Below are 12,179 nucleotides of genomic sequence, written 5' to 3'. Positions count from 1 at the left end.
GAGCGGCAATCGGCCCCGGGAAGATCGTTTATTCGACTTCTTCCGGACCGCCGTCTTCTTGGCGGTTGCCGCTGCCCTCCGCAGCCGCAAGCTCGCTCACGACGTGGGAGTATTGCGCGAGCGCCTGCTCGCCGCTCGGCGTCAGCCGGTAAACGCCGCGGGAAACCCGCTCGAACCAGCCGTAATAGTTATGCTGCAGAATGGCGGCGGCGCTGCCGATCCCGGTTAAATCGCGCAGCCGGCGCGGACTGAGCTGCCCGTGCTCCCGAAGCTGCGCCGCAACGTGCAGCGCCTTCTCGCGGTATGCCGTTACGAGCTTGCGCTTCGTGCTTCCGCCTACATTATAATCGCCGCTGCGCTCCTTGAACTCGAGCATGAGCCGCGATTGGCGATATTTGTTCCGTCTTGCCCCGTTCATGGCGTTCTCCGGTTTGCAGAGCACTTCCACGAACGGTTTTTTCGTTTTATAGAACGTTACGGTGATAAGCCCGAGACCCAGCCTGCGGCATAGCCCCGTCAATGCCGACCAACGCTGGTTTACGGCGCCGCGCTTTGTCCGATTGCGTTCGACGGCCAAATAGACTTGGTCGGTTGATTTCAGGCGTTCGATCCCTTGCAGCAGCAGGGCGAGATTGAACGTTTTTTTCATTTCAACGATAACGATATCGTCGTCTTCGCCGCCATCCCCCGGCGCAACGGCGACCAAATCGCAATGCCGCACCTCTCCCTTGACTTCATAGCCGAATCCTTCGAAATATTGTTTGATCGGACCATACAGCTCCGTTTCATGTTGAACGGCCACGATACTTCCCCTCTTCCGTCACATATGAATGCCATCATTATAGCATACGCTTCAAAATTTCGAGCAACTAATCCAATAACTTCGCATAGTTATGTAATACACTTTATTATTAATCGAATGCAGCGATAACCTCAGGGCCGGTGATATTAGTAGGAAACGTCAAGCATGGGAGGTTAGATGGATGGACATTTTTAAACGAATTTCGGAACATCGGGCTGAAAGTGAAAGGTTAGCTTGGACGGGAACGTTTCGGGATTATATCGAACTGCTTCGCGACAATCCGGCTCCGGCTATGACCGCCCACGCCAGAGTTCACGAAATGATCGTTTCTTATGGGGTGGAAGAGGCCAACGGTCATAAACAATACAATTTCTTTCGCAAAGAAATATTCGGTTTGGATCGGGCTATTGAAAAATTGGTAGAAGAATACTTTCATTCCGCCGCCCGCAGACTCGATGTCCGCAAACGCATTTTGTTGTTGATGGGGCCGGTAAGCGGCGGAAAATCGACCATCGTGACGATGCTGAAGCGCGGTTTGGAGCAATTCTCAAGGACCGAGCGCGGCGCCGTCTATGCGATAAAAGGCTGCCCGATGCAGGAGGAGCCGCTTCATCTCATTCCCCATGAGCTGCGGCAGGATGTGGAGGAAGAGCTCGGCGTAAGAATCGAAGGGAATTTATGTCCTTCCTGCCAAATGCGGCTGAAGACGGAGTACGGCGGGGATATCGAACAAGTCTTGGTCGAGCGCGTGCTCATCTCCGAAGATAACCGCATCGGAATCGGTACGTTCAGCCCGTCGGATCCGAAATCGCAAGATATTGCCGATTTAACCGGAAGCATCGATTTTTCCACCATTACGGAATACGGCTCGGAGTCCGATCCGAGAGCGTACCGTTTTGACGGGGAATTGAACAAGGCGAACCGGGGGTTGATGGAATTCCAGGAAATGCTGAAATGCGATGAGAAATTTCTATGGAATTTGCTGTCCTTGACGCAGGAAGGCAATTTCAAGGCAGGCAGGTTTGCGCTCATTTCGGCGGATGAACTAATCGTGGCGCATACGAACGAGGCGGAATATAAGGCATTCATCGCCAACAAAAAAAATGAAGCGCTCCAATCGCGCATGATCGTCATGCCGATTCCGTACAATTTGAAAGTGTCCGAGGAAGAGAAAATATACGCCAAGCTGATCAAGCAAAGCGATATGAAACATATCCATATCGCTCCGCATGCGCTGCGCGCCGCGGCGATCTTCTCCATCCTGACCCGCTTGAAGGAGACGAAAAAACAGGGGATGGATCTCGTCAAAAAAATGCGGATGTACGACGGCGAGGAAGTGGAAGGATATAAGGAAGCGGATTTAAAAGAAATGCAGAGCGAATATGTGGAGGAAGGTATGTCGGGCGTCGATCCGCGTTATGTCATCAACCGCATTTCCAGCGCGCTGATCAAGCAGGACTTGCAGTGCATCAACGCGCTCGACGTGCTCCGGGCGTTGAAGGACGGATTGGATCAGCACGCCTCCATTACGAAAGAAGAGCGCGAACGTTATTTGAATTTTATAGCGATCGCCCGGAAAGAATTCGATAACTTGGCCAAAAAAGAAGTGCAGAAAGCATTCGTCTATTCGTTCGAAGAATCGGCCAAGACCTTGTTCGAAAACTATTTGGACAATATCGAAGCGTTTTGCAATTGGACCAAAATTCGCGATCCCCTTACGGATGAAGAGATGGAACCGGACGAAAGGCTGATGCGTTCGATCGAAGAGCAAATCGGAATTTCGGAAAACGCGAAGAAAGCGTTTCGCGAGGAAATATTGATTCGCATCTCGGCTTATTCGCGCAAAGGCCGCAAATTCGAGTACAACAACCATGACAGGCTGCGGGAAGCAATCGAGAAAAAGCTGTTTGCCGACTTGAAAGATATTGTCAAAATTACGACCTCGACCAAAACGCCGGACGAGAAGCAATTAAAGCGCATCAACGAAGTCTCGAAACGTTTGATGGACGAACACGGCTATTGTCCCGTCTGCTCGAACGAATTGCTCCGCTATGTCGGAAGCTTGTTAAACCGATAGCGGCATCGATGATTCGCCGTGAAGTATATCGCGGCAACTCCGCACTCCCGCAAGGGGGTGTTTTTATTTTGCGCGCGATCCAACGGTTGTTTCTATATTTTGCTAAAGGCGGCGAGGCATAGAAAAGCGTTGTACCGTGGCACAATACTCAAGGTGCCTATTTTACATTTCCAAGGAGGATTCGACATGCATATGATGGGCGGAAATCAGCAATTGCATCAATGCCAGGACATCGTTCGGCAAATGATTCAGCAAACGAATCAAGCGAGCCAGACGTATCAGCAATTAATGCAGCAAGAGCAGCAAAATGCCGTGCAATTGGAGCAGATTGCACAACGCGAAAGACAAGCGGTCCAAACGATTCAGTCCGTATTGCAAGGACATCATACGGCCATCCAACAGCTGCAGCAAATTTCGCAAATTTGCAACCAACTGGAGCACACGCTCTCGAGCTATTCCCAACAGTTGCAATCGGCTAACGCCTTCGGTACGCAAACCGGCAGCTATACGAATAACCAATTCGGCAGCCAATACCGTACGCCAATCGGCAGCCAAACGGGCAGCCAAAGCGGGTACACGGGACATTAATTCGATCATAATGAGAGGGCGCTGCGAAGCGCCTTTTTTCATGTAGTTCGATTAGCCCATTGCATTTTTTTGTTGAATAATTCCGATTTCTATTGCAAAATAGATAGATCGATCCGATATTAAAGAAAAGAGCGGCTCGATTTTCTTTGTAAGCGGATACGGCTTCTAGGGAACGGCAAAAGCATTAAGAAAAGGGGAGAGTAGAATGATCAACGTCTCTGCGGAACGGAAAAAGCAATTGGATTATACGGGGATTACGGAAGAAGATCTGAAGCTGCTTGCCAGTCATCAACCCGTTTTTCAAAAAGTGGTGGATCAAGTTGTGGAACGGTTTTACGCCCATATCGAGAAGCAGCCCGAACTGATGCTCATTATCGACCGGTTCAGCACGATCGAACGTTTGAAAAATACGCAAAGCGAATATTGGCTGTCATTATGCTCCGGCACGATCGACGAATCGTTCATCCAAAACCGGATTCGCGTCGGCGCGGTCCATTCCCGGATCGGACTTACGACGAATTGGTATTTGGGCATGTATATGATCTATTTGGATATTGCTGCCGATTTGCTAAAAAACGAAGCGCCGTACGAATGGATCAGCGTCATTCACGCGTTGACGAAAATGTTCAACTTCGATTCCCAGCTCGTCCTGGAAGCATACGACGAGAAGGAGACGGCCAAAATTCAATCGATGGTCGACGAAAAGCAGCATATGCTCACCGCGATCAATCAAATCGTGCAAGAACTGGCGGCGATGATGGAAGAATTGGACGGAAGCGCGCAAACGATCGCCGAAACGGCGATTACGACGGCGGAATCGCAAGATCATGCGCATGAATTGATTGAAAGCTTGAACGCGGAAGTGGAAGAAATCAACGAAATGGGCACCATGATTCGCGATATATCCAATCAAACGCATCTTCTCGGATTGAATGCCGCCATTGAAGCGGCCCACGCAGGCGAACACGGCAGAGGATTCGAAGTGGTGGCCAACGAAGTCAGAAAATTGGCGCTAACGTCCCGTCAGGCGCAAGAGCAAATTCAAGCGAAGCTGGAGCAAATTTCGGAAAAGCTCGTCACCGTCAAGCAAGAATCGGAGCAAACTTCCGTCAATGCGCGTCATCAGGCGGCAAGCTCGGAAGAGCTTCACGCTTTCGTGCAAATGATCGAAAAAGTGGCCTCGGATCTCAAACAATTGCAGGAAAGGTAATGAAAGTTATACATACATTAGCCCCGCCCGCTTGCCGGACGGGGTTGTTCATGTTGTTCCGTTATTTCGGCGGTTGCGCCGAATCGCGGATAATCAGTTTGGAAGGAAGAATAACCTTTCTCCATTCCTTGCCCGCAATGCCCTGAATTCGTTCCATCAAAAGCCCGATGCCGATGCTGCCGAAATCGTAAGCCGGCTGCGCCGCCACCGTCAGAAACGGATCGACGACCATATCCGGGTCCAAATCGTCGAAACAGACGACGGACATATCGTCCGGCACGAGGAGTCCGCGTTTGCGCAGCGAGCGAATGACGCGTACGGCAATCAGGTTGTTGGCGGCAAATACGGCGGTCGGCCGCTCTTCGTTCGCTAGCAACCGGTCGATGCAAGCGTCCGCGTCAAATTGCTTGTATCCGGCTTCCATGACCCACTCGTTATTCACGGAAATGCCGTTTAAGATCAGCGCCTCTACATATCCTTCCTGCCGCAGTCTGGCCGTCGACACTTCGAGCGATCCGTTAATAAAGGCGATATTCCGGTGCCCTAAACCGATTAAATGGTGGACAAGGTTTTTGGCTCCTTCTTTGCTGTCCCCCACGACGGCGTCGAATTCGATGCCGGGAACTTCGCGGTCCAGCAAGACGAAGGGTATGTTATGTTTGCGCAGCATTTGCAAATGCTCAAGCGAACGATCGCCGGAGGGCGCGAACAATACGCCGTCCACTTTGGTGGAAAGAATTGCCTCCAAATAATCGCTTTCCTTGTCCAACTCTTCATCGCTATTGCTGAACATCACTTTATAGCCGTACCGTTTGGCGGCGTCTTCCGCTCCCCGCGCCAGCGTCGTATAGAACGGATTCGTAATGTCGGTGATCAGAAGCGAGAAAATTTTCGTTTCTTGTTTCACAAGGCTTCTAGCCATCGAGTTCGGGACATAATTATATTCTTCCATGATCTTTTTCACTCTGGCTCTCGTCGCTTCGCTAATCCGGCCGGTATTGTTGAGCACGCGCGACACGGTCATCGGCGAGACGTTCGCTTTTTTGGCAATATCGTAAATCGTAACCATGAACCCACCTCTAAAAAGTACTGTTCATTATCATAACAGATTTTTCTTGACGAACAAAGAACGAATTGGTATTTTAGGGATATCGGTAACTCTATTATAATGTTTGTTTTAATTTTATTTATTCAATTATTATTCATGTATATAGGGTTATCGATAACATCATTGTATTACATTCAAGGCGAACAATCAATCGATAGGGAGGAGCATGTAAGATGGCAAACGAGCATTTCAGATGGAAGCAAGGATTTCCGAAAATCGGGATTCGGCCGACGATTGACGGACGGCGCAAAGGGGTAAGAGAATCTTTGGAAGCGCAAACAATGGCGATGGCGCAATCGGTAGCCGCGCTGTTGAGCGAGTCGCTGCGATATCCGAACGGGGAACCGGTCGAATGCGTGGTTGCAGACAGCTGCATCGGCGGTGTGGCCGAGGCGTCCCAGACGGCGGACAAATTCCGGAAAGAAGGGGTCGGCGTATCCATTACCGTGACTCCTTGCTGGTGCTACGGCACGGAAACGATGGATATGGATCCTCTCGTGCCGAAGGCCATCTGGGGATTTAACGGAACGGAACGGCCAGGCGCCGTTTATTTGGCTGCCGTGCTTGCAGGCCACGCCCAAAAAGGCTTGCCCGCGTTCGGGATATACGGGAAGGACGTGCAAGATTCCTCCGACACTTCCATTCCGGCGGACGTGCGGGACAAATTGCTTCGTTTCGCCAAGGCGGGACTGGCCGCCGCAATGATGCGCGGCAAATCGTATCTCTCGATCGGTTCGGTCTCGATGGGAATAGCAGGCTCCATCGTCAACGATACGTTTTTTCAGGAATATCTCGGCATGCGCAACGAATATGTCGACAGTTCCGAATTGATTCGCAGAATCGAAGAGGAAATATACGATAAAGAAGAGCTTGAGAGAGCGCTCGCGTGGGTTAAGGAGAATTGCGCGGAAGGACCGGACAACAATCCGGCGCATCTGCGGCAATCGCGCGAGAAGAAAGACGCGGACTGGGAAACGGTCGTGAAGATGACGATCATTACCCGAGATTTGATGGTAGGCAACCCGAAATTGGAAGAGTTGGGCTTCGGGGAAGAAGCGCTTGGCCATAACGCGATTTTGTCCGGTTTTCAGGGGCAGCGGCAATGGACGGATCATTTCCCGAACGGGGACTTCATGGAAGCGATGCTTAACACCTCGTTCGACTGGAACGGAATTCGCGCGCCGTATTTGGTGGCGACGGAGAACGACAGCCTTAACGGCGTCGTGATGCTGTTCGGGTATTTGCTGACGAATACGGCGCAAATATTCGCCGACGTAAGAACGTACTGGAGTCCGGAAGCGGTGCAAAGAGTGACGGGACATACGCTGAGCGGCAAAGCCGCAGGCGGAATCCTTCATTTGATCAATTCCGGTCCGGCGACATTGGACGGGACGGGAGAACAGACGCGCGACGGCCAGCCTGTCATGAAGCCGTTCTGGGAAATTACGCAGGAAGAAGCGGATAAATGCTTGAAAGCGACTTCGTGGAGACCGGCATCTGTCGAATATTTCCGCGGCGGCGGGTTCTCTTCGGATTTCTTGACCAAAGGCGGCATGCCGGTCACGATGTCCCGCCTCAATTTGGTGAAGGGGCTCGGTCCCGTCTTGCAAATTGCGGAAGGCTACACGGTCGATCTTCCCGAGAAGGTGCATGACATTTTGGATCAAAGGACGGATCCGACCTGGCCAACTACCTGGTTTGCCCCGAATATTACAGGCAAGGGCGCCTTTACCGACGTGTACTCGGTCATGAACCATTGGGGCTCCAACCACGGTTCGATCAGCTACGGCCATATCGGAGCGGATTTGATAACGCTCGCTTCCATTCTGCGCATTCCTGTCGCGATGCATAATGTGGCCGATGATCAATGCTTTCGTCCGCGCGTATGGGGATCGTTCGGCACGGAGTCGCCGGAATCGGCCGATTTCAGAGCTTGCTCCGCGTTCGGACCGCTGTACCGGTAAGAAGAGTCCCCGGTTCATCGCGCGATCGCGCATTACTATGCAGCATGGGAGTGAGTAACGTGAGTCAAACGCTCAATATGCTCGCCGTCGATTACGGCGCGAGCAGCGGACGGGCGGTCGTCGGGAGCTATGACGGGAATAAGGTGGCGCTTCGGGAAATTCACAGGTTCCAGAACGAACCGGTGCACATCGGCTCGGGGCTGTACTGGGACTTTCCGAGACTGTTCCATGAATTGAAGCAAAGCATCCGGCGCTTCGCGGCGGAAACCGGCGGTTCAGCCGCTTCGCTGGCGGTAGATACATGGGGCGTCGATTTCGGATTGCTGGATCGGGACGGCCATTTGCTGGGCAACCCGTACCATTATCGGGATACGCGCACGGACGGCATCATGGAGCAAGTCTTCCAATTATTGCCTGAAGACCGGCTGTACGCGCTGACCGGAATTCAAACGATGCAGATTAATACCGTGTTTCAACTGTACTCGATGATCCGCGGTTCTTCGCCGATGCTCGCGGCCGCCGAATCGCTTCTCTTTACGCCGGATTTGTTCCAATACTTCTTGACGGGGGAGAAGGCGGCGGAATACAGCATCGCAAGTACGAGCGGTTTATTGGACCCTTACTCGAAGACATGGTCGACGGAAGTGCTGGAGCGGTTGAACATCCCGCCGTCTTTGCTGTCGCCGGTCGCTTTCCCGGGCGCTGTCTTGGGATCGCTGGACAAGAAGGTAAGGGAGGAACTGCTTGCAGGCGATATGAAAGTCGTAAACACCGCTTCCCACGATACGGCCTCCGCCGTGGCCGCCGTACCGGCGGAAAGTTCGTCTTATGCTTATATCAGCTGCGGAACTTGGTCGTTAATGGGAGTGGAAAGCGATACTCCGATTATTAACGATCGGGCCCGGTTGTCCTTTACCAACGAGGGAGGGGCTGCGGGGAAGTTATTGTTCATGAAAAATATAACCGGTCTATGGCTGCTGCAGGAATGCAAGCGCGAATGGGATGCCGCGGGAAGCGGGTTGTCCTACGGCGATATGCAGTCGCTAGCCGCGCGGGCAACGCCGCTGGCTTGCTTCGTCGATCCGGACAGCGACCGGTTTATGGCTCCGGGAGGAATGGCCGCGCGGATTCAAGCCTTCTGCTCGGATACCGGGCAGCGGGTTCCGCATAGCAAGGCGGAACTGATTCGCTGCGTCGTAGAAAGCTTGGCTCTGAAATACAGGCAAACGTTGGACGAATTGGAAGAGCTGGTCGGCTATCGTCTTCCCGTCATTCATATGGTAGGGGGCGGCATTCAGAACGAATTGCTATGCCAATTGACGGCGAATGCGACGGGAAGGCCGGTTATCGCCGGGCCTGTCGAAGCGACTTCCGCGGGCAATATATTAATTCAAGCGATGGCCCATGGGGAGATCGGCACGATCGAAGAAATTCGGCAAGTGGTGCGCAACTCCTTCCCGATCGTCCGATACGAACCGGAACATGCGGCGCATTGGGAAGAAGGATACGAACGGTATAAAGCGGTCGTGCGGCAATTCGCTTTATGATCGTAGAAAGGATGTCAGAAATGCAAAACGCAGATGTGAAAATAAGATTGGAATTAAGCAAATATGCGAAAAAAATCGTCGATAAAGGACTCGTCGTCGGCCCCGGCGGCAACATAAGCGCGATCCGGGGGGATACGATGTATATCTCCCCGAGCGGATTCGCTTTGGAGGAGATCGAGCCGGACCAATGGGTTCCGGTCTCGGTCAAGACGGGAGAAATCTTGGATATGACGTTCCGTCCTTCTTCGGAAGTATTGATGCATCTATACTGTTACCGCGCGCGCCAAGATATGACGGCGATCGTTCATACGCATCCGCCGTATTGTATCGCATTAAGCCTTGTGGCGAACGAACTGCCCACCTTGTTTCCCGACCAGGCGGCGCTTGTCGGCGATTTAACGTTCGTGCCGTACGTGCTGCCGACGACGGATTTGCTCGCGGACGCCGTGGCCGCCAAGGTGCCGGAGTTTACGTCGATCATTCTGGAAAACCACGGTCTCGTTACGGTCGGCAAAAATTTACGGGAGGCTTACTACAGAACGGAAGTCGTGGAGGAGAGCTCCAAAATTTATTTGATCGCCAAATCGGTCGGCAATCCGAAGGTGCTGACGGAAGAGGAATATAAGGAAATCGCCTCGCTGGAGAGCGAAGCGTACCGGGTGGAACTGTTGCAGAAGATGAAATAAGCCTTGATAAAAAGCGGTCGGGAGCACGAGTCCTGACCGCTTTTTTTGTGGGGACGAAATGATTCAAAAGCTATTAATTTTTACTTAAACATCGGCAATATTTCTTCGTAGATAACGTTATGGTTGTAAAATATCAATAATATGAAGGTGGATTTTATGAAAAATTGGAAGTGGGATAGCTGCATAGCTACTTTCTTGTTTCCAACAACATTATGAGCGAGTAATTTGGCAACGGCTGCAAATCAAGCAAAATTATATTTGTACAAATCAAAGAAGGGATATAATATGCAATTTTATAGTTATTAGAAACTAATTATTCATGTAGCAGGGAATGTTCCACCGGATATGATATTTGATACGGATCCGATCATGGAGCCATATCGCCATGGTAACGCAATATTTGGTGAAGTGTACGAATTCAAACAAATTCCAATGTTTATTCTAATATCATGACAAAAACTTCCCGACCGTATATCGCAATTGATCTAAACTAAATTAGGCAGAGTCCGATTTTTTGGGCTCTGCCTTTATTTACTTATTGGCATGGCAACAAATTGAATCTCTTGGTGGATTGATTTCCGGTCATTTCGCTTATCCATCGAAGCAAGCTACCCGGAGGCGTGGATAAGCACTTCCGCCCGACCTGCAAGCAAGATGTTTGCCAAACTATTCAAGCAGCGAACAGCGATTGAATGTGTTTTTGCTATTTGAAACTGTATATGGAATTGGGCTCAAGCCGAAAGCTTAAGAAGCGCGCTTTTATCGAGCTGGACTTAAGCTGTTTGACATCCAACCTATGCAAACTCGCGTTAGACCGTCGAACCAAAGCATCCGTAAAGCGAAGAAAGCTTCGTAAATGTTAAAAAATTGAATCCGCCATCTTGGTCTGGTACAACCCGCTTTGAACGAAAGGAATTATGAGATTGGCTTATAATGCAGGAATTCCGCTACAAACTATCCCATTTTCCATTGAAGCGAGAAAAAAGATGCATGTTGCCGCACGCCGCGCTCGGGCTGCACGGGCGAGAGGCGCTACGCGGTATGGGCGCTATGCGCCGTGGGCGCGGGACGCTGCGAGCCCGTGCCTCGCGGTGCGAGCTGCTTAGCCGCGTAATGCTGCCTATGCGCCCTGCTGCGAGCCTTGAATCGCCGGTCGAGCAACTGTAACGGAAATGAGCGCTCTTATTTTCGATTTTTTAGCATAATTGAAAATGTAACGGATCCAGACGACGCTATTTGCTCGTAAATGTTCGGAAAGGCGTTCTATTGGCACAATAACGTCCCCTACATCCGTTGCATTTTGCAAAACCGCCTATTGAGCCGCAATAACGGCTGTGAGATCCGTTACAAGTATACAACGGCTTCGAACAGACGCGTCGAAAAGCGAAACGGGTCTCATGCGCCGGGATTTTCCGGCATATTGATTGATGCAAGCGTCAATTTCCATCATACCGCAGCGGCTGACGACCCGTCGGGCGGGCGAGGGACGAAACATATACACGCTATTAGCCCGTAAATCACCTTGTTGCCAGTGTAACGAAACTAAAACACGCTAAGAAGGGGAAAAAGGCGGCAAAACGGCCAATTTTCAATGAATAACGATACGCACTTTCGTTAGGTTGGGAGCGTCTTCATTTTGAGCCCAATAAGGATTGTCAGTTTCGTCAGCGCCAAACAGAGCGCCGCGCGAAACGCCTTCGAAACGTAGGGGGGCATCTCCTTCTGTATGAGCAATAAAGCCAGTTTCATCAACGGTGGCGAAATATGAAATTGACTCATTGTGCAGGAATTCCGCCCCAAACCAGCCCATTCCCCTTCGAAGTGAGAAAAAAGATGCATTTTCGCGCATTTTCGCAGGCTTTGCCCCAGCAACGATCAAAACGATTTAAAGGATGCACAATTGCAGGTTTCTGAATGAAAGGTTAATGCATTCATTTAGCTGTAAATGATGGAGTTAATTTTGTTCATAACGAGGAAGGAACGAAACGAACGGTATTTTGCGGAGGTAATTTCGAGCGGGTTGGGCGAAAGGGTTGTCTATGCAATAGATAGCGGTAGTTTTTACCGTTAAGGAAGTAGATTCAGTCGATAAACGTAAATTACCTCCAGATTTTGGAGCTAATCCGACGGAAAATGAGTTTTAGGCGATACAGTGTGTTGATGTGGAATCATTTCTGAATCCCTGTGGGCGAACGTT

Annotated in this window: 9 protein-coding genes; 6 read left to right on the top strand and 3 right to left on the bottom strand. The window is 50.9% G+C overall.

Annotation, left to right across the window (positions count from 1 at the left end):
- Window positions 1-28: 28 nt before the first annotated feature.
- The gene (locus LQ229_RS01445; RefSeq protein WP_216538495.1) at window positions 29-802 is read right to left on the bottom strand and encodes a DUF2161 family putative PD-(D/E)XK-type phosphodiesterase; all 774 of its coding nucleotides are present in this window, start codon (window positions 800-802) and stop codon (window positions 29-31) included.
- Window positions 803-983: 181 nt separating this feature from the next.
- Between LQ229_RS01445 and LQ229_RS01440 the strand changes: the two genes are divergently transcribed.
- The 3 genes from LQ229_RS01440 (at window position 984) to LQ229_RS27070 (ending at window position 4,677) form a co-directional block, all read left to right on the top strand.
- Window positions 984-2,879, top strand: a complete 1,896-nt coding sequence (locus LQ229_RS01440; protein WP_216538494.1) for a PrkA family serine protein kinase — start codon at window positions 984-986, stop codon at window positions 2,877-2,879.
- Between the two features lie 186 nt (window positions 2,880-3,065).
- Window positions 3,066-3,467, top strand: coding sequence for a hypothetical protein (locus LQ229_RS01435; protein WP_230190756.1), 402 nt, complete (start codon window positions 3,066-3,068; stop codon window positions 3,465-3,467).
- Window positions 3,468-3,672: 205 nt separating this feature from the next.
- The gene (locus tag LQ229_RS27070) at window positions 3,673-4,677 is read left to right on the top strand and encodes a globin-coupled sensor protein (RefSeq protein ID WP_290369998.1); all 1,005 of its coding nucleotides are present in this window, start codon (window positions 3,673-3,675) and stop codon (window positions 4,675-4,677) included.
- 61 nt (window positions 4,678-4,738) lie between these two features.
- On the opposite strand, the gene LQ229_RS01420 is transcribed toward LQ229_RS27070, so the two are convergent.
- Window positions 4,739-5,746 carry a LacI family DNA-binding transcriptional regulator gene (locus tag LQ229_RS01420; RefSeq protein ID WP_230190755.1) on the bottom strand — a complete coding sequence of 336 codons (1,008 nt, stop codon included), beginning with the start codon at window positions 5,744-5,746 and terminating at the stop codon, window positions 4,739-4,741.
- 212 nt (window positions 5,747-5,958) lie between these two features.
- Here LQ229_RS01420 and LQ229_RS01415 point away from each other — a divergent pair, with 212 nt between their 5' ends.
- From LQ229_RS01415 to LQ229_RS01405, 3 genes are read left to right on the top strand one after another with little or no spacing between them, the layout of a single operon-like run.
- Window positions 5,959-7,749 carry an L-fucose isomerase gene (locus LQ229_RS01415; RefSeq protein WP_230190754.1) on the top strand — a complete coding sequence of 597 codons (1,791 nt, stop codon included), beginning with the start codon at window positions 5,959-5,961 and terminating at the stop codon, window positions 7,747-7,749.
- A 59-nt stretch (window positions 7,750-7,808) separates the two neighbouring features.
- Window positions 7,809-9,296: a rhamnulokinase family protein gene (locus tag LQ229_RS01410; RefSeq protein WP_230190753.1), complete on the top strand. Its 1,488-nt coding sequence runs from the start codon at window positions 7,809-7,811 to the stop codon at window positions 9,294-9,296.
- 20 nt (window positions 9,297-9,316) lie between these two features.
- Entirely contained in the window at window positions 9,317-9,982 is a 666-nt protein-coding gene (locus tag LQ229_RS01405; RefSeq protein ID WP_230190752.1) for a class II aldolase/adducin family protein, read from the top strand.
- A gap of 1,588 nt (window positions 9,983-11,570) precedes the next feature.
- Here LQ229_RS01405 and LQ229_RS01400 read toward each other — a convergent pair.
- Complete coding sequence (locus LQ229_RS01400; protein ID WP_230190751.1) at window positions 11,571-11,861, bottom strand: hypothetical protein; 291 nt, start codon at window positions 11,859-11,861, stop codon at window positions 11,571-11,573.
- Window positions 11,862-12,179 lie beyond the last annotated feature (318 nt).

Origin of the sequence: Paenibacillus sp. CECT 9249 (assembly GCF_918697855.1) — a bacterium.
Lineage (GTDB): Bacteria > Bacillota > Bacilli > Paenibacillales > Paenibacillaceae > MSJ-34.
Note: the sequence above shows the minus strand (reverse complement) of the source record. Positions and strands in the feature narration are given on the sequence as shown.